At 70.2% G+C, this 24,140-nt stretch carries 19 protein-coding genes and 1 tRNA gene; 11 read left to right on the top strand and 9 right to left on the bottom strand.

What is annotated here, in order from left to right:
- Positions 1-113: 113 nt before the first annotated feature.
- From BM252_RS10125 to BM252_RS10135, 3 genes are all read right to left on the bottom strand, one after another.
- On the bottom strand, positions 114-2,753 hold the full coding sequence (locus BM252_RS10125; protein ID WP_093387059.1) for a bifunctional acetate--CoA ligase family protein/GNAT family N-acetyltransferase: 2,640 nt from the start codon (positions 2,751-2,753) through the stop codon (positions 114-116).
- A 113-nt stretch (positions 2,754-2,866) separates the two neighbouring features.
- The gene (locus tag BM252_RS10130; protein WP_093387061.1) at positions 2,867-3,898 is read right to left on the bottom strand and encodes a DUF2804 domain-containing protein; all 1,032 of its coding nucleotides are present in this window, start codon (positions 3,896-3,898) and stop codon (positions 2,867-2,869) included.
- On the bottom strand, positions 3,895-5,133 hold the full coding sequence (locus BM252_RS10135; protein WP_093387064.1) for a winged helix-turn-helix domain-containing protein: 1,239 nt from the start codon (positions 5,131-5,133) through the stop codon (positions 3,895-3,897). Before BM252_RS10135 ends, BM252_RS10130 begins: the two co-directional genes overlap by 4 nt.
- A 274-nt stretch (positions 5,134-5,407) precedes the next feature.
- Between BM252_RS10135 and BM252_RS10140 the strand changes: the two genes are divergently transcribed.
- The 4 genes from BM252_RS10140 to BM252_RS10155 all read left to right on the top strand — a co-directional run bounded on the left by BM252_RS10140 (position 5,408) and on the right by BM252_RS10155 (position 13,998).
- Entirely contained in the window at positions 5,408-8,050 is a 2,643-nt protein-coding gene (locus BM252_RS10140) for a diguanylate cyclase domain-containing protein (protein WP_245774180.1), read from the top strand.
- A gap of 173 nt (positions 8,051-8,223) precedes the next feature.
- On the top strand, positions 8,224-9,564 hold the full coding sequence (locus BM252_RS10145) for an exonuclease SbcCD subunit D C-terminal domain-containing protein (RefSeq protein ID WP_093387066.1): 1,341 nt from the start codon (positions 8,224-8,226) through the stop codon (positions 9,562-9,564).
- Between the two features lie 28 nt (positions 9,565-9,592).
- Complete coding sequence (locus tag BM252_RS10150) at positions 9,593-13,363, top strand: AAA family ATPase (RefSeq protein ID WP_093387069.1); 3,771 nt, start codon at positions 9,593-9,595, stop codon at positions 13,361-13,363.
- Between the two features lie 74 nt (positions 13,364-13,437).
- A complete protein-coding gene (locus BM252_RS10155; protein ID WP_093387072.1) occupies positions 13,438-13,998 on the top strand; it encodes a putative metalloprotease CJM1_0395 family protein in 561 nt (186 codons plus the stop codon).
- A gap of 8 nt (positions 13,999-14,006) precedes the next feature.
- On the opposite strand, the gene BM252_RS10160 is transcribed toward BM252_RS10155, so the two are convergent.
- On the bottom strand, positions 14,007-15,005 hold the full coding sequence (locus tag BM252_RS10160; RefSeq protein ID WP_093387074.1) for an aldo/keto reductase: 999 nt from the start codon (positions 15,003-15,005) through the stop codon (positions 14,007-14,009).
- Between the two features lie 108 nt (positions 15,006-15,113).
- Here BM252_RS10160 and BM252_RS10165 point away from each other — a divergent pair, with 108 nt between their 5' ends.
- The 6 genes from BM252_RS10165 (at position 15,114) to BM252_RS10190 (ending at position 19,610) form a co-directional block, all read left to right on the top strand.
- Entirely contained in the window at positions 15,114-16,043 is a 930-nt protein-coding gene (locus BM252_RS10165; RefSeq protein WP_093387077.1) for a LysR family transcriptional regulator, read from the top strand.
- Between the two features lie 34 nt (positions 16,044-16,077).
- Positions 16,078-16,290 carry a hypothetical protein gene (locus BM252_RS10170; RefSeq protein ID WP_093387293.1) on the top strand — a complete coding sequence of 71 codons (213 nt, stop codon included), beginning with the start codon at positions 16,078-16,080 and terminating at the stop codon, positions 16,288-16,290.
- A 201-nt stretch (positions 16,291-16,491) separates the two neighbouring features.
- Positions 16,492-17,454 carry a hypothetical protein gene (locus BM252_RS10175; RefSeq protein ID WP_245774181.1) on the top strand — a complete coding sequence of 321 codons (963 nt, stop codon included), beginning with the start codon at positions 16,492-16,494 and terminating at the stop codon, positions 17,452-17,454.
- Between the two features lie 340 nt (positions 17,455-17,794).
- Positions 17,795-18,964 (top strand): methyltransferase, encoded by a 1,170-nt coding sequence (locus BM252_RS10180; protein ID WP_425442286.1) that lies wholly within the window; start codon positions 17,795-17,797, stop codon positions 18,962-18,964.
- Positions 18,965-19,046: 82 nt separating this feature from the next.
- Positions 19,047-19,123: transfer RNA gene (locus tag BM252_RS10185), tRNA-Met, on the top strand.
- A gap of 259 nt (positions 19,124-19,382) precedes the next feature.
- Positions 19,383-19,610 carry a hypothetical protein gene (locus BM252_RS10190; protein WP_093387079.1) on the top strand — a complete coding sequence of 76 codons (228 nt, stop codon included), beginning with the start codon at positions 19,383-19,385 and terminating at the stop codon, positions 19,608-19,610.
- A 176-nt stretch (positions 19,611-19,786) separates the two neighbouring features.
- Here BM252_RS10190 and BM252_RS10195 read toward each other — a convergent pair whose 3' ends face one another.
- Positions 19,787-20,410 carry a glutathione S-transferase family protein gene (locus BM252_RS10195; protein WP_093387082.1) on the bottom strand — a complete coding sequence of 208 codons (624 nt, stop codon included), beginning with the start codon at positions 20,408-20,410 and terminating at the stop codon, positions 19,787-19,789.
- Positions 20,411-20,594: 184 nt separating this feature from the next.
- Positions 20,595-21,050: an acylphosphatase gene (locus BM252_RS32110; RefSeq protein ID WP_313872847.1), complete on the bottom strand. Its 456-nt coding sequence runs from the start codon at positions 21,048-21,050 to the stop codon at positions 20,595-20,597.
- A 102-nt stretch (positions 21,051-21,152) separates the two neighbouring features.
- Here BM252_RS32110 and BM252_RS10205 point away from each other — a divergent pair, with 102 nt between their 5' ends.
- Positions 21,153-22,049 (top strand): hypothetical protein, encoded by an 897-nt coding sequence (locus tag BM252_RS10205; RefSeq protein WP_093387084.1) that lies wholly within the window; start codon positions 21,153-21,155, stop codon positions 22,047-22,049.
- A gap of 28 nt (positions 22,050-22,077) precedes the next feature.
- On the opposite strand, the gene BM252_RS10210 is transcribed toward BM252_RS10205, so the two are convergent.
- The 3 genes from BM252_RS10210 to BM252_RS30000 all read right to left on the bottom strand — a co-directional run bounded on the left by BM252_RS10210 (position 22,078) and on the right by BM252_RS30000 (position 24,003).
- Positions 22,078-23,199, bottom strand: a complete 1,122-nt coding sequence (locus BM252_RS10210) for a DegT/DnrJ/EryC1/StrS family aminotransferase (RefSeq protein WP_093387087.1) — start codon at positions 23,197-23,199, stop codon at positions 22,078-22,080.
- Between the two features lie 76 nt (positions 23,200-23,275).
- The gene (locus BM252_RS10215) at positions 23,276-23,683 is read right to left on the bottom strand and encodes a PIN domain-containing protein (RefSeq protein WP_093387089.1); all 408 of its coding nucleotides are present in this window, start codon (positions 23,681-23,683) and stop codon (positions 23,276-23,278) included.
- Positions 23,680-24,003, bottom strand: a complete 324-nt coding sequence (locus BM252_RS30000) for a hypothetical protein (RefSeq protein WP_139236396.1) — start codon at positions 24,001-24,003, stop codon at positions 23,680-23,682. The genes BM252_RS10215 and BM252_RS30000 overlap by 4 nt, the downstream gene beginning before the upstream one ends.
- Positions 24,004-24,140: the final 137 nt, after the last annotated feature.

Raw genomic sequence — 24,140 nt, forward strand, 5'->3', positions numbered from 1 at the left:
ACGTTGCGTCTGAGCGGGACGCCTACGATAATGTGTCTGTCCAGCAAGTTTGTGACACTCGACGGACAGCGCGGAAGTAAAAGTGTAAATAAACCCGACAAGACCGTTTTGACCTAGCACAAGCGCGGCCGAGTTCCTTGCAATTCGAGACGCAATCCGACCGTCCCCGCCTCGTCGCGCGGCAACACCTCGCCGCCGAAGCGCCGCACCAGGTGCTGCACGCCACCGTTTTCGGACAGGGCCTCGCCGCTCAGCTCGGCCGTGCCCCGACTCCGGAAGTAATCCACCAGTTTTTGGAACAGCACCAGGCCCAGGCCCTTGCCCTTCAAGTCGGAGCGCACCACGATGGCGAACTCGGCGCTGAAATTGTCCGGGTCGGCCACCGCCCGCACCACGCCCAGCGTCTCGGGCTGGCCGTCGGCGCCGGCGCGGGTGGCGATGAAGGCCATGGCGCGGTCGTAGTCGATCTGCGTCAGCCGCGCCAGCTGGGCCGGCGGCAGCTCGCGCATCGCCGAGAAGAAGCGCAGGCGCACGTCGTCCGGGTCGAGCGCGTTGAAGAAGGCCAGATGCTGCGGCGCGTCCTCCGGGCGGATCGGCCGCAGCAGCACGCTGCCGCCCTGCCAGGCCACTGTCTGCTCGAGCTCCTGCGGATACGGCCGGATCGCCATGGCGCAGGCGGGGCGCGGCGGCGCCAGGCGGATGTGGGCGTCGAGCGCCAGCACGCCGGCGGCGTCGGCCAGCAGCGGGTTGATGCTCAGCTCGGCCAGCTCGGCCAGGTCGGCCACCAGCTCGGCCACCTGCACCAGGGTGCGGCCGATGGCCTCCAGGTCGGCCGGCGCGCGCTGGCCGAAGCCGGCCAGCAGGCGCGCCACGCGGGTGCGCCCGACCATGTCGCGCGCCAGCACCATGTTCAACGGCGGCAGGCCGACGGCGCGGTCGGCCGCCACCTCGGCGGCCAGGCCGCCCTGGCCGAACACGATCACCGGGCCGAACACGGCGTCGTTGTGGACGCCGATGGCCAGCTCCTGCGCCTCCGGCCGGCGGGCCATCTGCTGCACCACGAAGCCGGTGCCGGCCAGGTCCGGGCGCAGCCGCTTGAGGCGGTCGCGCATGGCGCCGGCGGCGGCGCGCAGCATGTCGGCGTCCTCCAGGTCGAGCACCACGCCGCCGACGTCGGCGCGCCGGCCCAGCGCCGCCGCGCTGGCCTTCAGCGCCACCGGGTAGCCGATCGCGGCGGCCGCCGCCAGCGCGCCCTCGACGTCGGCCACGACCCGCGTCGCGGCCAGCGGAATGCCGTAGGCGGCCAGCACCGCCTGGCTGTCCATCTCGCTCAGCTCGCGCCGGCCGGCGGCCAGCGCGGCGGCCACCACGGCGCGCGCGGCGGCCCGCTCGGGCGCCGCCGGCAGCTGCGCCGGCACCTCCATCAGCAGGTCCTGGTTGCGCCGGTACTGGGCGATCTGTAGGAAGCCGTGCACCGCCTTCTCCGGCGTGTCGTAGGTCGGCAGGCCGGCCCCGGCGAACAGCTGGCGCGCCGCCGCCACCGCGCTGCCGCCCAGCCAGCACGACAGCACGTTCTTGCCGGCCGCCTGCAACAGCGGCGCCACCGCCTCGGCGATGCGCAGGCTCGGCACCATCGCCGTCGGCGCGTGCAGGAACAGCAGCGCGTCGGCCTGCGGCTCGCCCAGCAGCGCCGCGACGGCGCCGGCGTAGCGCTCGACCGGCGCGTCGGCCAGCAGGTCGAGCGGGTTGGCGGCCGGCGCGGCCATCTGCCTGAGCCGCTCGGCGGTGGCGGCCGACAGCGGCGCCAGCTGGGCGCCGCCGGCCAGCAGCGCGTCGGCGGCGATCAGGCCCAGGCCGCCGCCGTTGGTCATCACCGCCAGCCGCTCGCCGCGCTGGCCGCGCGCCCGCGCCAGCGTCTCGACGGCGTCGAACAGGTCCTCGGTGGAGTGCACCCGCAGCATGCCGGCGCGGCGGATCGCCGCGTCGAACACGGCGTCGGCGTCGCCCTCGCGGTCGCGGCCGACCTTCAGCACGATCACCGGCTTGCCGCGCGCGGCCAGGCGGCCGGCCGACATGAACTTGCGCGCCCCGCTGACCTGCTCCAGGCAGAGCAGGATGGCGGAGGTGTCGTTGTCGGCCGCCAGGTAGTCGAGCAGGTCGCCGAAGTCGATGTCGGCGCCCTCGCCCATGGCGACGAACTTGGAGAAGCCGATGCCGCGCAGGCTGGCCCAGTCCAGCACCGCCGTGCCCAGCGCGCCGGACTGCGAGACGAAGGCCAGCTTGCCGGCGCCGGCGCCGATGTGGGCGAAGCTGGCGTTCAGGCCCAGCGCCGGCACCAGCAGGCCGACGCTGCCGGGGCCGAGGATGCGCAGCAGGTGCGGCTTGGCGGCGTCCAGCATGGCCTGGCGCAGGCTGCGCCCGCCGCCGCCCTTGAGCGCGCCCAGGCCGGCCGTCATGACGATGGCGGCGCGGCAGCCGCGCGCGCCCAGCTCGGCGATCAGGCCGGGGATGGTGGCCGGCGGCGTGCACAGGATGGCCAGGTCGGGCGCGCCGGGCAGCGCCGCCACCCTGGGGTAGCAGCGCAGGCCGTGCAGCATGTCGTACTTGGGGTTGAGCGGCCAGATGACGCCGTCGAAGCCGCCCTCGGCCAGGTTGGCCAGCACCCGCGTGCCGATGCGCTGCGCCTGCTCGGAGGCGCCGATCACGGCCACCGAGCGGGGTTTGAACAATCGGTCGAGATTTCTGATGCTCATGGTCCGGGCCCTTTGGCGTATGCCTGCATTATCGCTGCCGTGCGCCCGCCGTGCGCCGCCGGCGCGCCATTTAACCCGGCTTTCGGCCTTTTCGCCGCCGCCCTGTTGTTTTTCTACCAGCGCGAGTGGTGGTCCTCGGTCACGCCGACCAGCTGGTGGACCATGCGCTTGGGCTGCTCCGGCCCGCTCCTGACCCAGCCGGTGAAGGTGCCGATCGGCTGCAGGTAGCGGCTGGCCGCCACCAGCAGGTTCTTGTCCTCGCGGCGCGCGCCGTCCGGCGTGAAGTGCAGCTCGAGCAGGTCGTCCTCGGTGAAGATGTGCCAGCGCGCCAGCGGGTCCGAGGCGTCGTACAAGAAATGCGCCGGGCCGAGCGGGTAGATGCGGCCGTCCAGCCACAGCGCGTTCTCGTTGGCGCCGAAGTAGCCAGCTTGCAGGTTGAAACCGAGCTCCAGGCTGTGCGCCGAGGCCCAGCGCCAGGCCGTCTCGCGCGCCAGCAGGCCGTTCGAGTAGTCGTAGCTGGCCACGCCGCCGGCCAGGTCGTAGTCGTCGCGCCAGGTGCGCACCTGGCCCGTCAGCGGCATGCCGGACGACTTCTGCGTGGCGTGCACCGCCCCCCCGGCGATCGGCCCGACGGCCAGCAGCAGCGGCGCCGCGCCGGGGCCGAACTCGGCGTCGATCTCGACGTGGTCGCAGCGCAGCTCGAGGCGGTGGCGGCCGGCGCCGTCGCTGTCGATCGCGATGTTGCTCTTGCGCGTGCGGAAGCGGCTGGCGCCGCCGGCGTGGCCGGCCAGGCTGGCCGAGATGCCCGGCAGGCCGTCCTGCGAGAAGTTGGCCATCATGTCGGCGTCGTCGCGGTCGAAGGCGTAGGCGAAGGCGGTGCTGGTCCAGCCGACGTCGACGATGGCGACGGCGCAGAAGACGTGCTCGGTGGCCAGCGCCACATAGTGCCAGCGCTTGTGGTGGAAGCGGCGCCACAGCGCGCCGCGCGCGTACGGCGCGGCCAGCGCGGCCCAGTCGAAGCCGTCTACCTGGCCGGCGTAGCGGCCGAAGCGCGGCAGGCCGTCGGCGCCGATCACGCCGGCCGGCGCGGCCGGCAGCGCGGCCGGCCCCTCGTCGTGCCGGCTGGCCGGCTGCTGGATGCTCATGCCGCCTCCCGCTGCGCGTCGGCGGCCAGCGCGGCCGCCAGCGGCGCGGCGAACTCCTGCGGCGCGCACTGCTCCAGCCGCACTTGCGCGCAGCCGTGCCAGGCGGCGCAGCGGCGCAGCGCGGCGGCGACGTCGTCGACCAGGCGCGCGCTCAGCCGCAGGCCCGGCTCCATGTGCAGCGCCTTCAGTTCGAACACGCCGTCGCGCCGGTGCGCCTTGGCGTCGACCCGGCCGACCAGCGCGCCGCGGCGCAGGATCGGCAGGCAGAAGTAGCCGTGGCGGCGCTTGTCGGCCGGCGTGTAGCACTCCAGCCGGTAGTCGAAGTCGAACAGCTCGAGGGCGCGGCGGCGGTCCCACACCACCGGGTCGAACGGCGACAGGATGGTGGTCAGGCTGGCCGTCAGCGCGCCGGCGGCGGCGGCGGCCGCCAACTCGGCGTGCTCGGGGTGGATGTAGACCGGCTCGTCCCAGCCGGCGACGCGGGCGCGCAGCAGGGCGCCCTCGGCCACCAGCGCCGCCAGGTCGGGCCGCGCGCCCTTGCTGCGGAAGTAGTCGGCGGTCCAGCCGGCCTTGGCCAGGCCGAGCGCCTTGACCGCCTTCAGCAGCAGCGCGCGGGCGCCCGCCTCGGCCGTCGGCAGGCGGCCGTCGTCCCAGTCCGGCAGCACGCGCTCGGCCAGGTCGTAGACGCGCTGGAAGTTGTGGCGCCGCGCGATCATCAGCGCGCCGGTGGTGAACAGCACCTCCAGCGAGCGCTTCTCCGGCTTCCAGCTCCACCAGCCGCCGGCCTTGCCGTCGCCGCGCTCGAAGTCGGACGAGCGGGTCGGCCCGTTGACGCGGATGTGCTCGAGCACCGCGTCGACCTCGGCGCGGCGCTCGCGCATCCAGGTGGCCGAGTACTTCCAGCCCATCGCCGCCGGGTCGAGCATGCGGTGGCGGTACAGGGCGTAGTCCTCGATCGGCACGAAGCAGGCCTCGTGGGCCCAGTATTCGAACAGCGCGCCGTCCTCCAGCAGCCGCTCCAGCCAGGCCTGCGGGTAGTCGCCCAGCCGGCTCCACAGCACCAGGTAGGGGCTGCGCGCGACGACGTGGATGGTGTCGATCTGCAGCACGCCCATCTGGCGGATGGCGGCCAGCAGGTCGTCCGCCCTGGCCTTGCGGCGGCGCGGCTGCAGCAGCCCCTGCGCGGCCAGGTGCAGCGCGCGCGCGGCGGCCAGGCTGAGTGTCAATTCGGTCAAATCCCGGGTCCTTTTGTCGTCTCTTTTGTCGTCTGCCAGCGTCGCCGCCGGCGGCGGCCGGCGCGGCACGCCTATTCTAATGAGAAATCGGCAATTCCTGTATTTTTTGTGCCACCGCCGGGCCCGCCGCGGGGCGGCGTCGCCCGGGCCGGCCGAATATTTTCTCAGGGCAAGCCCCCAAGCGCGGCAAATCCGGGCAGAATGGGGAAAACATGAGACACCGGCCCGCGCCGGGGAAAGACCGCCGCCATGACTCTTGTCCGCCGACGCCCAATTGAGCACGCTTAACACGCCCCTGCGCCGCCTGTACCGGGCGCTGCTGCTGCCCGCCTTCGCCCTGGCGCTGCTGGCCTCGATGTGGGCGGCGGTGACCTACCAGATCGGCCAGGAGCGCGACAACGCCCACCTCGAGGCGGTGCTGCGCGCGCAGTCGCTGGCGCGCACGCTGGCCGAGCACTCCGACCACCTGCTGCGCCAGTGCGACCACGCCACCCAGCTGTTCAAACTGAAGTTCGAACAGAGCGGCGGCACCCTGCGCCTGGACGAGTTCAGCCGCCGCGACGGCCTGCTCGACTCGCTGCTGCCGTCCAAGCTCGACCCGCCGCTGGCCCTGCTCGGCGCCGACGGCCGCCTGCTCGACAGCCGCAACGGCAGCTTCGACCCGGCGCTGGGCCGGCAGCCCTTCTTCGCCAGCCACGCCGCCGAGCCGAACGACATCGTGCTGGTGTCGACCCCGCTGGTCGAGCCGCGCACCAAGCGCTGGCTGGTGCAGCTGTCGCGCCGCCTGAACCACGCCGACGGCAGCTTCGCCGGCGTGTTCGTCATCATGATCGACCCGACCAACTTCGTCGAGGACTACGACCGCATCAACGTCGACGAACAGGGCGCGGTGCTGCTGATCGGCCGCGACAGCGGCCTGAGCACCGGCCGCGTCGGCGGCCAGCTGGTGGTCAGCGACAGCATCGACTTCGCCGCCCCCGAGCCGGCCGTGCGGGCCGGCGACGAGCTGCTGCTCAAACACCCGTTCGACCGGATCGAGCGCATCTACAGCCACCGCGAGCTGCCGCGCTACGGCCTGATGGCGGTGGTCGGCATCGAGGCGGGCAACGCGCTGGCCCGCTTCGAGCAGCTGCGCCGCCGCTACCTGGGCGCCCTGCTGGTGGCCTCGGCGCTGGTGCTGCTGTTCGTCGGCCTGCTGATGCAGCAGGCGGCGCGCCTGCGCCGCACCACCCGGCGCGCCACCGAGGCCCAGCACATGCAGCGCGCGGCGGCCGACGCCAGCCTGGACGCGGTGTTCCTGCTCAAGGCCTGCCGCGAGCACGGCCGCCGCGGCGGGCGCATCGTCGACTTCACCTTCGCCGACCTCAACGAGCGCGGCGCCGCGCTGGTCGGCTTGCCGCGCGCCGAGCTGCTCGGCCGGCGCGTGTGCGAGGTGCTGCCGGCGCTGCGCAGCGAGGGCTACCTCGACAAATACCTGGCCGTGCTGCAAACCGGCCAGCCGCTCGAGGAGGAGTTCCAGCTCAGCTTCCTGCCCGGCGGGCCGCACTGGTTGCACCACCAGATCGTCGCCATCGACGACGGCGTCGCCGTCACCACGCGCGACATCGCCGCGCGCATGGAGGCCGAGCTGGCGATGCGCAAGAAGCAGGCCGAGCTGGCCGCCGTCAACGACGCCTCGCCGCTCGGCCTGATCCGCGCCGACGCGGCCGGCCACTGCACCTACGTCAACCGCACCTTCGAGGCGGTCACCGGCCTGACCCGCGCCCAGGCGCTGGGCGACGCCTGGCTGGCGGCGGTGCACCCGGACGACCGCGCCGCCCTGCAACAGGCGCTGCGCCGGCTCAGCCGGGACCACCAGCCGTTCCAGGACACGCTGCGGGTGGTGCACCCGGACGGCACGGTGGCCTGGGTCTCGTTCAAGATCGCCGTCATGCGCATCGACGACAAGGTCTACGGCTACGTCGGCACGGTCGACGACATCACCGTGGTGCGCGACTCGGTGATGGCGCTGCGCGAGAGCGAGGCGCGGCTGCGCACCATCGCCGACACGCTGCCGGCGATGATCGCCTACCTCGACGAGGACGAGATCTACCGCTTCCACAACCTGGCCTACGAGCGCGAGTTCTCGCGCAGCGGCCTGCACGTGCTGGGCAAGAGCGTGCTGCAGATGGTCGGCGCCACGCGCTACGCCTTCCTGGCGCCGTTCATCGCCAGCGCGCTGGCCGGCGAGACGCTGTCGTTCGAGGAGGACGACCACAGCCTGGGCTACGAGCGCTGCTTCGAGGTGGTCTACATCCCGCAGAGGGACGCCGAGGGCGGCCGCGTGGTCGGCTTCCACGTCATGCGCCAGGACATCACCGTGCAAAAGCGCGAGAAGCAGCGCCTGCTCAAGCTGTCGCAGATCGACGCCCTGACCGGCCTGACCAACCGCGCCGGCTTCCTGCAAAAGCTCAACGACAGCATGGCCCAGTGCCGCGACAACGCCGCCATGATGGCGGTGATGTACATGGACATCGACCGCTTCAAGCCGGTCAACGACACCTTCGGCCACAGCGTCGGCGACGCCCTGCTGAAGTCCTTCTCGGCGCGCCTGACCCACACCATGCGCGCCAGCGACACCATCGCCCGCCTCGGCGGCGACGAGTTCACCATCATCATGGAGCGCATCAGCCGCGTCGAGGACGCCGCCGCGCTGGCCGGCAAGATCGTCGCGGCGATGCAGGCGCCGTTCGAGCTCAACGGCATCGTCGTGTCGATCTCGGCCAGCATCGGCCTGACCTTCTACAGCGACGAGGACCTGTCGCCGGCCGAACTGCTCAACCGCGCCGACGTGCTGCTGTACGAGGCCAAACAGGCAGGCCGCAACACCTTCCGCAGCGGCCCGGCGCTGGCGCCGGCGCGCTCGGACGCCGCCTGAACGCGGCCTGAACGCGGCCTGAGCGCGGCCTAAACGGCGGCCCGGGCGCGCCGGCGCCGCCGCCGCGCGCCGCTTGCCGCGCCCCGCTTCGGCCTGCGTCAATGCCGGCTTGCTCTGGGCCGGCCCATATTGCGCTATATTGAGCGCTTCCTGGCCGTTTCCACACTCACTCCATGCGTCTGCTGCACACCTCCGACTGGCATCTGGGCCAGTCCCTCCACAATTTCGAGCGCGGCTACGAGCACCAGCGCTTCCTCGACTGGCTGCTCGACACGCTGGCCGCCGAACAGGCCGACGCGCTGCTGATCGCCGGCGACATCTTCGACAACGCCAACCCCTCGTCGGCCTCGCAGAAGCAGTTGTACCGCTTCCTGCGCCAGGCCGGCGAGCGCCTGCCGCGCCTGAACATCGTCGTCATCGGCGGCAACCACGACTCGCCCGGCCGGCTCGAGGCGCCCGGCCCGCTGCTCGAGGCGCACGGCACGCGGGTGGTCGGCGCCGTGCCGCGCGACACCGCCGGCGCCATCGACCTGGAACAGCTGGTGCTGCCGCTGACCGGCGCCGACGGCGCCGTGCAGGCCTGGTGCCTGGCCCTGCCCTTCCTGCGCCCCGGCGACGTGCCGCGCCCGGCGCCGGCCGCCGCCGACGCCGACGCCGCTGTCGACGCGGCCGACGGCGCCGATGCAGCCGATGCAGCCCCCGCCCCGCCCGGCGATCCCTACCTGGCCGGCATCGCCACGCTGTACCGCCAGGCGCTGGCGCTGGCCGAGGCCAAGCGCCAGCCCGGCCAGGCCATCGTCGCCATGGGCCACTGCCACATGGTCGACGGCCAGATGTCGCAGGACTCCGAACGGCGCATCGTCATCGGCGGCACCGAGATGCTGCCGGCCGGGATCTTCGGCCCGGCCATCGCCTACGCCGCGCTGGGCCACCTGCACCTGGCGCAGACGGTCGGCAAGCAGGGCCACATCCGCTACAGCGGCAGCCCGATCCCGCTGTCGTTCGCCGAGATCGGCTACCAGCACCAGGTGCTGCGGGTCGACCTGGACGGCGCCGCGCTGGCCGGCGTGAGCGCCATCCCGGTGCCGCGCGCGGTGCAGCTGCTGCGCGTGCCGGCGCGGCCGGCGCCGCTCGAGCAGGTGCTGGCCGAACTGGCCGCGCTGGAGTTCCCCGCCCCGGCCACGGAGGCTGCCGACGCCGACACCCCGTCCCATGCGCCGCCCATCGAAACCCAGCCGCTGCTGGAGGTGCGCGTGCGCCTGGACGCCCCCGAACCCGGCCTGCGCGCCCGCATCGAGGCCGCGCTCGACGGCAAGCCGGTGCGCCTGGCCAAGATCGAGACCAGCAGCGGCCCGCGCGGCGCCGCGCCGGAGGACGCCACGCTGACGCTGGACCAGCTCGACCGCTTGAAACCGGACGACATCTTCCGCCAGCTATACCAGCAAAAATTCAACGCCGAGGCGCCGGCCGAACAGCTCAGCGCCTTCGCCGAGCTGATGCTGCCCGCCGCCTGAACACCCCAACCGTATTGAAGCAGACAGCATGAAGATTTTGAAAATTGGCGGCAAAAACCTGGCCTCGCTGGCCGGCGAGTTCCAGGTCGACTTCGAACAGGAGCCGCTCGCCTCGTCCGGCCTGTTCGCCATCAGCGGCCCCACCGGCGCCGGCAAGAGCACCCTGCTCGACGCCCTCTGCCTGGCGCTGTACGACGCCACGCCGCGCCTGCTCAAGGCGGTCGGCCGCAGCCTGCTGCCCGACGTCGGCAGCGACACCATCTCCTCGCAGGACACCCGCGCGCTGCTGCGCCGTGGCGCCGCCGAGGGCTACGCCGAGGTCGACTTCATCGGCAACGACGGCGCCGGCTACCGCGCGCGCTGGAGCGTGCGCCGCTCGCGCACCCGCGCCGAGGGCGCGCTGCAGCCGACCGCGATGAGCCTGCACCAGCTGCCCGGCCTGCAGCCGATCGGCGCCACCAAGACCGAGGTCAAGGCCGAGATCGAACGGCGCATCGGCCTGTCCTTCGAGCAGTTCACCCGCGCCGTGCTGTTGGCGCAGAACGAGTTCTCCACCTTCCTCAAGGCCGAGGACAACGAACGCGGCGAACTGCTCGAGACCCTGACCGGCAGCACCGTCTACAGCGAAATCTCGATGCGCGCCTTCGAGCGCGCCAAGCAGGAACAGGCCGAGCTGCAAAGGCTGCTGTCGCGCCTGGCCGACCAGCGCCCGCTGACGGCCGAGGCGCGCGCCGAACTGGAAGCCGACAGCGCCGCCGCCGACCACGCCGTGGCGCAGCTGGACCAAGCCAAGGCCGCGCTGGAACAAGACCTGCGCTGGCACCAGCAGGCCGCCCGCCTGCAACAAGGCGAGCAACAAGCGCTACTGGACTGGCAGGCGGCCGGCGAACAATTGGAGGCCGCCGCGCCGCGCCGCCAGGCGCTGGAACGCATCGACGCCGTCCAAGCGGCGCGCCCGCTGGCCGCCGACATCGCCCGCCTCGACGCCGACCACCACGCCACCCGCGCCGCGCTGGCGAGCAACGCAGTCCAGCTCGAACAAGCGAGGCAGGCGCAGCGCCAGGCCGGCGCCGCGTTGGAGCAGGCCGCCGCGCAACTGCTGCAAGCCGAGCAGGCGCAGCGCGACGCCGCGCCGCTGCTGGACCAGGCCAAGGCGCTCGACGCCCGCATCGAAGCAATGCTGCCCGCCTACAGCGCGGCGGCCAAGGCCGGCGAACAGGCCGGCCAGGCCGACGCCCGCGCCAAGGCCGCGCTACAGGAAAAACAGGAGCAACACCGGCAGCTGCAAGCGTCGCAGCAGAACGGCGCCGACTGGCTGGCGCGCCACCACCACTGGCAGGCGCTGGCGCAGTCCTGGCCGCGCTGGGACGTGCTGTTCGTCCAGGCCGGCCAAGCCGCCTCGCAGGCCGAAAAACTCGGCAAGGCGCTGGCCCGCGTGCAGCACAGCGCCAAGGGCCACCGCGACGACCAGGCCGGCGCCGCCGCCAAGCTGGCCGGCGCCCAGGAGCGCCTGCACGCGCTCGAGGCGCAGCGCCAGGAAGCCTTGCGCGCGCTGGCCGCCTTCCCCGCCGACCAGCTGCTGGGCCAGCGCCACGCGCTCGACCAGCGGCGCGAGCTGCTGGCCGGCGCCGAGCGCATCTGGATCGAACTGGACGCCCGCCAACAACGCGGCCGCCAGATCGAAGCCCAGTCCGCGCAACTGCGCCACAACCGCGAACGGGCCGACGCCGCGCTGGCGCTGGCGCGCCAGGAGCACATCGGCATCATGGCCGCCTTCGGCCAGGCCGAGCGCTCGCTCAAACTGGCCGAGGCGGCCTGCGCCGAGAACGTCGAAACGCTGCGCGCCGCGCTGGAGGACGACAGTCCCTGCCCCGTCTGCGGCGCGCTCGAACACCCCTACCGCCACAACGACGGCGCCATGCAGGCCATGCTGGGCGGTTTCCAGGCCGAGGTGGCGCGCTGCCGCCAACTGGCGCAGACCAATATCGACCAGCAGGCCGACCAGCGCGCCGGCGCCCAGGCCAGCATCGAACAACTGGGCGTGCTGACGGCCGAACTACGCACGCTGCTGGAAGCCATCGAGCGCCTGAACCAGTCCTGGCATGGCCACCCGCTGCTGGCCGACGCCGCCACGGCGCTGCCCGCCGAAGCCGAACGCGCCGCCTGGTTCCACAGCGAGCTGGCCGCCGCCAGCGCCGGCCTGCAGCAGTTGGAGCAGCAGGAGCGCGCCATGCGGCAGGCCGCCGCGCAGCGCGACCAGACGCAGGCGGCCTGCGAACGGGCCACCGCCGAACACGCCCAACTGCTCGAGGTGACGTCGCAGGCCCGCACCGCGCTGGCCCAGATCGACGCCGAGCACAAGGCGCTCGACGAGCAGCGCATCGAAGTGGCGCTGCAACTGGGCGCCCTGCTCGACGACCTCGACGCCGCCTTCAGCGGCAACGACCTACCCAGCGAAGGCTGGAAGGACGACTGGAAAGCCGGCCCGGCGCGCTTCCACGAGGCGCGCCAGGCCGAGAGCCGGCAGTGGCTGGCCCAGCGCGGCGCCGCCGACGAACGCGCCGCCGCGCTGGCCACCATCGACGTGGAACTGAAGGCGCTGACCGACGCGCTGGCCACCGCCGGCGCCGCCGCCAGCGTGGCCCGCAGCGCCTTCCAGGCGGCCGAGCGCGACATCAAGACGGCGCAGGACCAGCGCATGGCGCTGTGGGACGGCCGCGAGATCCGCGACATCGAGGCGGCGCTGCGCGGCGCCATCGACGCCGCCAAGGCGCGGCTGGAGGCCCAGCACGGCGCCAGCCAACAAGCCGCCCACGCCATCACCCGCCTCGACGAGGCCGGCGCGCAAGCCACCCAGCGCCTCGCCGCGCTGGCCAGGCAGGCCGGCCTGGCCGCCGCCCTGCTCGACGACTGGCTGGCCGCCTTCCAGCAGCGCCAGCAGGACGACACGCCACTCGACCTGGCCGGCCTGCACGCCCTGTTGGCCTGCCCCGAGGAGGCCCTGGCCACCGAGCGCCAGGCGCTGCGCGCGCTCGACAGCGCGCTGGCCAACGCCGCCGCCGTGCTGCGCGAACGGCAGGACCAGCGCGCGCAACACCAGCGCGGCGCGCCGGCCGACAGCACGCAATCGGCCGACACGCTGGCCGAGGCCATGACGGCGCTGGCCGCCGAGCGCAAGGAGCGGCACGACGCCGCCACCGCGCTGCAACTGGGCCTGGCCCAGGACAACACGCGGCGCCAGCAGGCGCAGGCGATGCTCGGCGCGATCGAACAACAGGAGGCGGTCGAACGGCGCTGGGCCCGCATGAACGAGCTGATCGGCTCGGCCGACGGCAAGAAGTTCCGCAACTACGCCCAGCAGTTCACCCTCGACGTCCTGCTCGGCTACGCCAACGCCCACCTGCGCCAGCTGGCGCGGCGCTACCAGCTCGAACGCATCGCCAACCCGGCCAACCCCTCGCTCGGCCTGCTGGTGCGCGACCTCGACATGGGCGGCGAGATGCGCTCGGTGCACTCGCTGTCCGGCGGCGAATCGTTCCTGGTGTCGCTGGCGCTGGCGCTGGGCCTGGCCTCGCTGTCGTCGAACCGGGTGCGGGTCGAATCGCTGTTCATCGACGAGGGCTTCGGCAGCCTCGACGCCGAAACCCTGCGCGTCGCCATGGACGCCCTCGACGGCCTGCAATCGATGGGCCGCAAGGTCGGCGTGATCTCGCACGTGCAGGAAATGACCGAGCGGATCGCCACCAAGATCATGGTGCAGCCCTCGGCCGGCGGCAAGAGCGTGGTCACCGTGCAGTAGGCGCGGCCGCCGCGAAATTGCAAGCAAATGCTACAAATTTGCTATCATCGGGGCAGAGCGAGGCCTAGCCAATCATGAGTATCGCCGCCGTCACCGCCAACGCCAACGCCGTTCCACCCGCCACAGCGCAGCGGGTCGCCCCCGCGCGCGCCGGCGCCGGCGCGCCCACCGAACTGACGCCGCAGGCCCTGGTCCTGATCGACAAGCTCAAGGCGCGCGACGCCGAGGTGCGCCAGCACGAGCAGGCCCACCTGGCCGCCGCCGGCGGACTGGCCGTCTCCGGCGCCAGCTACACCTACCAGCGCGGCCCCAACGGCATCGACTACGCCGTCGGCGGCGAGGTCCACATCGACACCTCGCCCGGCCGCACGCCGCAGGAGACCATCAGCCGCGCCCACACCATCCAGGCCGCCGCGCTGGCGCCGGCCGAGCCGTCCGGCGCCGACCGCGCCGTCGCGGCCCAGGCCCAGCAGCTGGAACAACAGGCCCGCGCCGAGCTGGCCACCGCACAAACCCAGCAGGCCGACGGCGCGACAAGCAATGCCACCGCGTCCGCCGACCCGCGCCGCCAAGCGCTGCAACGCGCCTACGACCTCGCGCCGCTGGCGGCGCCGACACTCAACGTCTTCGCCTGAGCCTGGCCTCACAGGCCGACCATGGCCATCTCCTGCTCGCCGTAGCGCGCGCCGCGCACCGCGCCGGCCGGCACCGCAGCGGCGATGGCCGCCAGTTCCGCCGCGCTCAACACCAGCTCGGCGGCGGCCACGTTCTGCTCCAGATTGGCCAGCCGGCGCACGCCGGGAATCGGCACGATCTGCTCGCCCTGCGCCAGCAACCAGGCCAGCGCCAGCTGCGCCGCGCTGACGCCGCGCGCGGCGGCCAGCTGCTCCAGCCGCGCCACCAGTGGCGCGTTGGCGCGCAATGCCGCGTCCTGGAAGCGCGGCAGGCCACGTCGATAATCGTCCGCCGCCAAGCCCTCGGTCGAACCCAGCCGGCCGGTCAGGAAGCCCCGGCCCAGCGGGCTGTAAGGCACGAAGCCTACGCCCAGTTCGCGACAGGCCGGCAGCACCTCGTCCTCCACCTCGCGGCTCCACAGCGAATACTCGGACTGCAGCGCGGCGATCGGATGCACCGCGTGGGCGCGCCGCAGCGTGTCGGCCGACGCCTCCGACAAGCCCAGGTGCAGCACCTTGCCCTCGCGGACCAGCTCGGCCATCACCCCGACCACCTCCTCGATCGGCACCGCCGGATCGACCCGGTGCTGGTACAGCAAATCGATGCTCTCCACGCCCAGCCGGGCCAGCGAGCCCTCGACCGCCGCGCGCACCTGCTCCGGGCGGCTGTCGACACCGGTCACCCGCTGCATGCCCTGCCCCTGCGTGCCGATGCGGAAGCCGAACTTGGAGGCGATGCTCACCTTGCCGCGCAGCCCGCACAGGGCGCGCGCCAGCAGCTCCTCGTTGGCGTAGGGGCCATACACCTCGGCCGTGTCGAACATGGTCACGCCCAGCTCGACGGCGCGGTGCAACGTGCGGATCGACTCCGCCTCGTCGGCGCCGCCGTAGGCAAAGCTCATCCCCATGCAGCCCAGGCCGATGGCCGACACCGACAAGCCGGTCGAACCCAATGTGCGCGTCTTCATCACAGTAAACTCCTTTTGTATTGAATGGAGCGGCCAGTATGCGCGGCCTTGTTTGATTAGATAAGATGGCTTATTCTGCACGCACTACTGAGTAAAATTCATCAATCCATGACCGACCTGCACGAACTCGACGCCTTCGCCGCCGTCGCCCGCCTGCGCAGCTTCCGCCAGGCCGCCGTCGAACGGGGCGTCTCCGCCTCGGCGCTGAGCCACACCGTGCGCGCGCTGGAGGAGCGGCTCGGCGTGCGCCTGCTCAACCGCACCACCCGCAGCGTGACGCCGACCGAGGCCGGCGCCCGCCTGCTGGCCCGCCTGCTGCCCGCCATCGGCGAGATCGCCGACGCCCTGGCCGAGCTGGACGGCCTGCAGGACGTGCCGGCCGGCGCCCTGCGCCTCAACCTGCCGCGCCCCGCCGCCCGCCTGCTGCTGGCCCCCATGCTGGGCCGCTTCGCCGCCGCCTACCCGCGCGTGCAGCTGGAGATCGTCACCGACGACGGCCTGCTCGACATCGTCGGCGCCGGCTTCGACGCCGGCGTGCGCTTCGGCGAACGCCTGGCCGCCGACATGATCGCCGTCCCCTTCGGCCCGCCGCAACGCTTCGTCGTCGTCGCCGCCCCCGCCTATGTGGCGGCGCACGGCGCGCCGGCCACGCCGCGCCAGCTGGAGCGGCACAACTGCATCGGCCGGCGCTTCCCCAGCGGCAGCCGCTACGCCTGGGAGTTCGCGCAGGACGGCCGCAGCTTCTCGGTCGCCGTCAACGGCCCGCTGCTGTTCGACGACGACCAGCTGATGCTTAGCGCCGCCCTCGACGGCGCCGGCCTGGCCTACCTGTACCAGGCCGACGCCGCCGCCCACATCGCCGCCGGCCGGCTGCTGCCGCTGCTGGAGGACTGTGCCGCCGCGCCGTCCCAATACTTCCTCTACTACCCCAGCCGCCGGCAGATGCCGCCCGCGCTGCGCGCCTTTGTCGACGCCGTGCGCGCCGGCTGGCCGGCCGGCGCCACAGCGGACGCCGACGCCGCGCCGCAACGCAGGTGATAAAATCGCCCCTTTGCCCGAAAACCCAAACACCATGTTAAAAGCACCACGCACGCTCACCTTCAAATGCGCCAAGTGCGCCAAATCCGTGCAGGTCTTCCTGCAAAAGGTGTCGGCCTGCTCGCACATCCAGCCCTACCAGGGCATCTGCAAGTGCGGCGAAGTCAAACGCCACGCCACCGGCCAGAAGGACGCCGTCCAGTCCTACCTCGAATCGGCCGACGGCAGCTGGTCGCACCACCACTAACTGCGGCCGCCGCGCAGCGCCACTTTTTGCCCCGCACCCCGATGCGCCCCGGGGTCTGACCCCGCACGGGGTCAGCCCCCTTTGCCCGAGGGGTAAGGCCGGCCACCCGCCAATCCAAAAAGAACCGCTTTTTTACGCCCACCCCTCAAGTAATCCCGCGCCCTGCCGTTGTATCCACTACAACTCCCCCCGGAAGCCGCCATGTCTACCATTCCCGCCCTCGGCGCACAGCCCTACCGCTCCACCCTGCCCGCGCTGCTGCCGCAGGACGACGGCAAGAGCGGCGCCGCCAACGGCGCCAAAGCCACCAAGCTCGCCCCGCTCGGCAACGACGTCACGCTGTCGCGCAGCGGCATCGACCTGCAAAAGCGCGTCGACAGCGTCGGCAACGCCACCGTGGACCTGGCGCAGAACCTGCTCGGCAGCTTCGCCCAGTCGCTGTTCGGCGACGCCGCCAAGGGCGCGCAGATCTCCTTCGACTCCGTCAGCCTGGACACCTCGTCGAGCTACGGCGCGCTGGTGCAGCACAGCTCGGGGCCGAACGGCAGCAGCGACACGGCCGCCTTCCAGCTCACCGACAGCTCGCACTTCCTCGGCAGAGGCACCATCACCACCGCCGACGGCCGCAAGTTCGAGTTCGAGGTCGAGGTGCAGTACGAGGCCAGGATCGAAGGCGGCATCAGCCAGAGCACCGGCGCCGCCAACAATGGCCAGGCCAACAACCACGGCAAGGCCGGCGACAGCCACGGCAAGGCAAGCAATAGTGCCAACGACGCCAAGCCCGACACGCTGCCGACCGTGCAGTTGCCGAACATCGACTTCCCCGGCAGCCTGCTCGACCTGTTCAAACTGATCGGCCAGGACTTGACCGCCAACCTGCTCGGCGGCGCCGCCGGCCTCGGCCAATCCGGCGCCCAGGATACCGGCGGCGATCAAAGCCAGGGCCAGGGCGGCAGCCTGACGCTGCGCCTGCTCAAGCTGATCGACAGCCCCAGCCCGCTCGACCTGTACGCCCCGCCCAACACGGCCGAAAGCCGCGCCAAGGCGCTGGCCGACTCCTACGCCACCCAGCCCGGCGCGCCTTCCGCCCCGCCGGCACTGAGCGCCTCCACGCCGGCCGCAACGACGGCAGCGGCAACGGCGCCGGCCAGCACCTCCGCCTGACCAAGCCCGCCGGCCTTGGCACCGGGCCAAGGCGCCGGCTACGCCGGCAAGACCCGGCGGCACAAAGCCAGGGTCGGACTCCCCGCCTTGGCGCGCCGGGTCCGACCCTAGGTTCGCGCCTTGGGCTTCCCAAAAACGAGCCGCGCCCGCACCGGCCGCCAGCGCCATCGACACTCCGCCCCCGTCCGCCCCACGTATAATAGCGACACCGTCCTCGAAGCGCCGCGACCGTGCCCAGCACCGCCGGCGCCTTCGCCGCAACCCTATTCCTTTCGATTGCCCCAAACATGCCCGTCCAAGACCTCGCCCATCGCCCCCTCCATGCCACGCAGGTGGCGCAATGATGGCCCCGCAAGGCGCGACGCCGCAAATCCACTGGACCGAAAACGGCGTTGAGCACAGCGCGCGCTGGCGCTCCGAAAGCGGCATGGCGCCGCCCAAGCGCGTCGTCATCGCCGACGACCGCACCACCGCCGACGTCGCCTACCGCCTGGCCTGCGAGGGCACCGCCCTGCTCTGGCGCGGCGACTTCCAGAACGCCCGCCAGCTGCTGCAGGCGCTGGCGCGCCGCGCCGACCACAAGCACAGCAAGCCGGGCAAGAAGGCCAAGCCGGCCAAGCCGCCCGCCAACCCGACCGAAGCCTTCCACCTGCACCGCCAGGCCCAGTCGCAGCGCGCCCGCACCCTGGCCATGCTGCTGATCCCCTTCGAGGCCGACTACACCATCCCGCTGCGCCGCGCGCCCGAGGTGCAACTGGCCTGCAACGAGGCCTACGGCCGTGGCGAGGAGCCCTTCATCGCCTCGCTGCGCGAGCTGCTCGGCCTGATCGGCGCCCACGAATGGCGCCGCACCGGCGTCGAGATCCCGGCGCTGGAAGGCCGCATCCACCCGCACTACGGCGTGTTCTCGCCGGTGCGCGGCGAATACGTCGAGCTGGTCGCCAGCACCCCGCTGCCCAAGGGCGCCACGCTCGGCTTCGACATCGGCACCGGCACCGGCGTGCTGTCGGCCGTGCTGGCCAAGCGCGGCCTGGCCCGCGTCATCGCCACCGACCAGGACCCGCGCGCGCTGCGCTGCGCCCGCGAAAACCTGGCCCGCCTCGACCTCGACGGCACCGTCGAGCTGCTCGAGGCCGACCTGTTCCCGCAGGGCCGCGCCCTGCTGGTGGTGTGCAACCCGCCGTGGCTGCCGGCCCGCCCCAGCTCGCCGATCGAGTACGCCATCTACGACCCGGACAGCCGCATGCTGCGCGGCTTCCTCAACGGCCTGGCCGAGCACCTGGCGCCCGGCGGCGAGGGCTGGCTGATCCTGTCCGACCTGGCCGAGCACCTCGGCCTGCGCACCCGCGACGAGCTGCTCGGCTGGATCGCCGCCGCCGGCCTGGCCGTGCTGGGCCGCAACGACATCAAGCCGGTCCACCCGCGCGCCGCCGACGCCAGCGACCCGCTGCACGCCGCCCGCGCCGCCGAGCTGACCTCGCTGTGGCGCCTGGGCGCCGCCACGGCATAAGCTGCGCTTAATGAAAAGGGCGAAGTATAAGCATTTCTTATTTCTCCCTTGCACATCCGTCCCGCCCTGTATATAATTCGTCTGCGGGGTGGAGCAGTCTGGCAGCTCGTCGGGCTCATAACCCGAAGGTCACAGGTTCAAATCCTGTCCCCGCAACCAGATCTAAAAAAGCCGTTGATTCCGCAAGGATTCAACGGCTTTTTCACGTTCTGGACTGCGTGATTCGAGCCGGCTTTGAATTTGCGGCGCAGGCAAACTAGACTTCCGCCCCCCAAAGCGGACGTTATGCGGCGCGGCTATAATGCAAGATTGAATTGGCTTCGCTGGTTTGAACAAAAAATGAAGCTGCTGAAGCAGCGTTTTGAGGAAATGCTCCTCACAATAGATAGTGTCAAGTAATAGCCTGGAAATACTCAAAATGATGGATTGGATCCCTATAGTCTTCGCTTCGTTCAAGGCCCTCGTGCTCGGCACGGGCATGTTCTTCGCCATCAAGTGGCATTTCGATCAAGACAAGAAGGAGAGGCGCGCGGTGCTACGCGCGAGCGGCAAGGTGGCCGCAGTCTTCACGCTATCGCTCCTGGGCCTGGTGCTCGCCACCTTCGTCCTTAGCAGGAGTATCGGTTTGGACTTGACCTTCCCGTGATGGCAAAGAACAGTCGGCCGATAGCTGGCATTGGATTTACGATGTCGAAACCATGGATTTCGAACAGCAACCTTGACGTGGGGTAGATGTCCGCATTCGGCCGAAGACGAACAACACGGCGCAAGAAGCCCACGTTCACCGCCATCGAGAAGCCGCAACAATGGCCAGCACTGCCGCTATACCTCGCCATTGCAACAATGCAATCGGCACCCGTCACGTTGGCCGAGCCGCTCCAAATACGCCGAGATTGCTGGAAAGTCTGGTCGTTGCATTGGCGCCATGGCCCATCGGTTGACAGACAGGCCAAGAACAATATCCGCCAGCGTAAAAGCCGGCCCGGTAACGTACCGGCCTGTTTTGCACAGCTGATTCTCAAGAATACCCATGTGCCGGTTCCAAGCAACAATGCTGCTGGCGATTGCCGCAGGGTCCTTGTGCGAGTTACTTTTTCGAACCAACGCCATGAACGCATAACGCCAGGAGTTGTTGAGCTCCCCCGCCTGCCAATCCATCCACTGCTCTACCATGGCACGCTCTATTGGATTGGCAGGCAGCAGGTCGGCGCGGCCGTGTTTGACTGCCAGATACCGGCAAATCGTGTTGGACTCCCATAGCGTGACGGGCCCATCGGTGATGACGGGCACCATTCCGTTTGGGTTGAGCGCGAGGAACTCGGGAACATCGGTGGCCTTGAAGCCAGAGCCCCAAAGCTCCTGCTCGAAAGGTAGCCCGATTTCCACGCAGGTCCACAGAACCTTACGAACATTAATCGATGACGACTTACCTAGAATCTTCAGCATGGGCGACGAATTCAGAAAGAAAATGTCGCCCCCGGGCTATCAAAGGCAACGGCGTGGATTGAAAAATATAATCAGAAGGATAACATATTCCTACTGTACAAGAATGGCCTCATAAGACCGCCGCCAGCTATCCCGTCAATAGCTACTTGCATGCAGTGGCTTCGGCCGACCATTCCCCGTCCCGTTACAAGGTCGGCAAAATCCTGAACCCCCTATCCGACGGCAACGGCGTCGCAACATCCTCAATACAGACATCGGCTACCCGGGCGGCCGGCGGCCCACGTCTTGCCCAGCGAACGAGCGCATCGATTGCCGCCTCGTCGCCATCAAAACAAGCCTCCACCGAGCCATCGCGCCGGTTGCGCACCCAGCCGCAGAGTCCCAGGGATACGGCCTCCTCGGCCAGGGAGGCGCGATAGCCAACCCCCTGCACCCGCCCACTTATCGTCAATCGCATCGCCATCGCCAATCCCATATTTGTCGCAAGCCAGAGTTTCACCGCTGCATAAGCGGCGGCCGGCCACCGCCCGCCGCGAGGCCTTTGCAAACATGATAACAACATTCGGCAGCACACCGGCAGCACGGCACCGAACATTTCCAGTGCCCCGCCGAGCGCCGCCGCCCGTGACAATCCGCGCATCTATCCGCGCGCCGACCCTGTATATTCTGCCATGTCGATATTGACAACGCCCGCCCGCACAACCGCGGCGCCCGTCGCCGGCGCCACCACCGGAGCTTCGCCATGGCCACCACCGCAGCCGCCGCACCCAACGCCTACACGCAACAGAAGGAAGCCATCCAGCTGGAGCTGGACCGCCGCGTCGCCGCCCACCGCGCCCGCTTCGAGCGCAGCGCGATGATGCAGAGCGCCACCCACCAGCTCGGCACCGCGCCGCTCAACCTGATCGCCCAGGGCGACAGCTGGTTCGACTATCCGCTGCCCGTCTTCGCGCCGAGCGACGTGATCGCCAACCTCAAGGCGATGCCGCTGTCGCCCATCATCCTGTCGCTGGCCCACTACGGCGAGGCCGCCGAGGACATGCTCGGCGTGACCAAGCTGCACCGCCTGCTGGCCCAGCTCAACGCCGGCGACGACGGCAGCCAGTACGACGCCATCCTGTTCTCCGGCGGCGGCAACGACCTGGCCGGCGACCAGTTCCGCCTCTGGCTGGCCGACGCCGCCGTGGTCCACAAGGACCCCGCCCGGGGCCTGCAGAGCGAGCGCGTCGACGCCGTGCTCGGCATCGTCAAGGCCGCCTACCAGGACCTGATCCTGGCGCGCGACAAAGTCGCCCAGGCGCAGCACCGCAGCATCCCCATCTTCGTCCACAGCTACGACCACGCCATCCCCAGCGGCGTCGGCGTGTGCACCGTCGGCCCCTGGCTCAAGCCCGGACTGGACGACCGCGGCTGGGACAAGGAGACCGGCCGTGGCATCGTCAAGCAGCTGCTGAGCCGCTTCGCCGACCTGCTCACCGAGCTGCAGGGCCAGCACGCCGACTTCATCCACGTGCCCACCCAGGGCACGCTGACGGCCGGCCAGTGGGCCAACGAGCTGCACCCAACGCCGGACGGCTTCGCCGCCATCTCGGCCAAGTTCGTCGCCGCGCTGCGCGCCCGCTTCCCGCACCGCATCTGAGCCCTCCCGGCGGGGTGGCGCGCCGCAGCTAGCCGGCGACGATCTGCGCCACGGCGGCGCAGACCCGGTCGACGTCGGCCGCCGTCATCGCCGCGTGCAGCGGCAGCGTCACCGTCTGCCGGCCGACCCGCTCGGCGTTGGGGAAGTCGCCCTCGGCGTAGCCCAGGCCCCGGCCCAGCGTGGTGGTGTGCAGCGCCTCGTAGGAGATGCCGGTGGCGATACCGCGCTGTTGCAGCGCGTCGCGGACCTGCTTGCGGTCCAGCGCCATGGTCTCGAACGGCAGCATCACGCAGAACATGTTCCAACTCTGCCGCGCCATGCCCCGCGGCGGCAGCATGGCGCCGGCGATGGCCGGGAAGCGTTCGAAGTAGCGCGCCACCAGCGCCGCGCGGGTCGCCAAAAAGCCGTCCAGCTGCGCCAACTGGCGCAGGCCGATCGCCGCCGACACGTCCGACATGTTGAACTTGCCGCAGGCCGCCACCACGTCGCGCGTGCCGTCGGGCAGGCGGGCGATGCCGTGGAAGCGCTCGATGTCGACCCGCTTCGCCTCGTCCTCCGAGGCCAGCACGATGGCGCCGCCCTCGATGGTGGTCATGTTCTTGTTCGGGTGGAAGCTGAAGGTGGCGATGTCGCCGAAGCCCCCAACCGCCTGCCCGTTCCAGCAGGAGCCCTGCACCAGCGCGGCGTCCTCGATCACCCGCAGGCCGTGGCGGCGCGCCAGCGCGTACAGCGCGTCCATGTCCACCAGGCTGCCCGGGAAGTGGGTCGGCATGATGGCCTTGCTGCGCGGCGTGATGGCCGCCTCCACCTGCGCCAGGTCGATCGCCCGCGACGGCAGCACGCAGTCGACGAAGACCGGCCGCGCGCCGACCTTGACGATCATGTTCATGGTCGAGAAGAAGCTCTGCGCGCTGGTGATCACCTCGTCGCCGGGGCCGATGCCGCAGACCCGCAGCGCCACCTCCATCGCGCCGGTGGCCGAGGTCAGCAGCCGCGTCGGCCGGCCGCCAAAGCGCGCCGACAAGGCCGCCTCCAGCGCCGCCACCTTGGGGCCGGTGGCGATCCAGTTCGACTGCAGCACCGCCGAAACGTCCTGGATGGTCTGCGCGTCCAGCACGGGCTGGGCGAAATTGAGCGGCGAAGCTTGCATGGGATGGCCTTCTGCGACAAAGCGCGAACTGTAGGGCCGCAAATTCTATCATTGCCCAGTAAGTAACTCTGCGGCATCACAACGCCACCTTCCAATTGGCGACCCCGACGCCAATTGCCAGATAGAAGTCCCTGGTGTTGTTCGTTACAACGACAAGCCCGCGCCGTTTGGCCTGGGCCGCGATCATCATGTCGCGATAGAGGTCTTGCCGATGAACCAGGCCGTTCTGAACAATGAGGTTTGCCGCCTCCTGGGCATCCTCATGGTCATAAGGCAAAGGACAAAACTGTTGAAAAACTCGCGTGAGCGCGATCCTTGCCGACTTAGATTGCCTATGCTTCAAATAGAAGCCGATAGTGAATTCAGTAACAACAATCGAGCTCGTCACGATCGAGGTCTTGGGGTATCGAAAAATTTGTCGCCGCAAGTTTTCATCCCCCCTTTCCAAGTCGATAATCGCATTCGTGTCCAGCAAAAATCTCATTTCTTGTGCGCCCGGATAATCCGCAACGCCTCCTCACGCCGCTGTCGAGTTTGGATGTCCATTTCATCCATAAATTCAAAAAACGCTTTGGAGAAAACAGGCTTGAACGGGGCCGGCCGTACAACATCTGGTTGCTCGGAGGAATCATTATCAGCAGGTAGCGACCTCTTGACGTCACCTTTTCGCGGCGAAATTCGATCTTTCATTTTGAGAGCTTTGATTTTTATAGGCATGGTACTCACCTCCATGGCGACGGGTTCTTTAACACTACGCCGGCCACCTGCATTTTTCAACCGGCAGTACCGCAGGGCGATTCGCACAGCATGCCACGCCATCCAGACCCGACATTTGATCGAACCCCGCCAAACAGCGAGCCAATCCGCCAAACCCAGCTCGCCGATTTCACCATCCTCTTGTCAACAGGACAAAACAGCAGCATTTCACTTTCCTCATTTAT

This window comes from Rugamonas rubra (assembly GCF_900114705.1).
GTDB lineage: Bacteria > Pseudomonadota > Gammaproteobacteria > Burkholderiales > Burkholderiaceae_D > Rugamonas > Rugamonas rubra.

Coding starts and splice junctions, on each gene's coding strand:
- BM252_RS10125 (WP_093387059.1), bottom strand. CDS start 2,753: ATGAGCATCAGAAATCTCGACCGATTGTTCAAACCCCGCTCGGTGGCC.
- BM252_RS10130 (WP_093387061.1), bottom strand. CDS start 3,898: ATGAGCATCCAGCAGCCGGCCAGCCGGCACGACGAGGGGCCGGCCGCG.
- BM252_RS10145 (WP_093387066.1), top strand. CDS start 8,224: ATGCGTCTGCTGCACACCTCCGACTGGCATCTGGGCCAGTCCCTCCAC.
- BM252_RS10150 (WP_093387069.1), top strand. CDS start 9,593: ATGAAGATTTTGAAAATTGGCGGCAAAAACCTGGCCTCGCTGGCCGGC.
- BM252_RS10155 (WP_093387072.1), top strand. CDS start 13,438: ATGAGTATCGCCGCCGTCACCGCCAACGCCAACGCCGTTCCACCCGCC.
- BM252_RS10160 (WP_093387074.1), bottom strand. CDS start 15,005: ATGAAGACGCGCACATTGGGTTCGACCGGCTTGTCGGTGTCGGCCATC.
- BM252_RS10165 (WP_093387077.1), top strand. CDS start 15,114: ATGACCGACCTGCACGAACTCGACGCCTTCGCCGCCGTCGCCCGCCTG.
- BM252_RS10170 (WP_093387293.1), top strand. CDS start 16,078: ATGTTAAAAGCACCACGCACGCTCACCTTCAAATGCGCCAAGTGCGCC.
- BM252_RS10175 (WP_245774181.1), top strand. CDS start 16,492: ATGTCTACCATTCCCGCCCTCGGCGCACAGCCCTACCGCTCCACCCTG.
- BM252_RS10180 (WP_425442286.1), top strand. CDS start 17,795: ATGATGGCCCCGCAAGGCGCGACGCCGCAAATCCACTGGACCGAAAAC.
- BM252_RS10190 (WP_093387079.1), top strand. CDS start 19,383: ATGATGGATTGGATCCCTATAGTCTTCGCTTCGTTCAAGGCCCTCGTG.
- BM252_RS10195 (WP_093387082.1), bottom strand. CDS start 20,410: ATGCTGAAGATTCTAGGTAAGTCGTCATCGATTAATGTTCGTAAGGTT.
- BM252_RS32110 (WP_313872847.1), bottom strand. CDS start 21,050: ATGCGCGGATTGTCACGGGCGGCGGCGCTCGGCGGGGCACTGGAAATG.
- BM252_RS10205 (WP_093387084.1), top strand. CDS start 21,153: ATGGCCACCACCGCAGCCGCCGCACCCAACGCCTACACGCAACAGAAG.
- BM252_RS10210 (WP_093387087.1), bottom strand. CDS start 23,199: ATGCAAGCTTCGCCGCTCAATTTCGCCCAGCCCGTGCTGGACGCGCAG.
- BM252_RS10215 (WP_093387089.1), bottom strand. CDS start 23,683: ATGAGATTTTTGCTGGACACGAATGCGATTATCGACTTGGAAAGGGGG.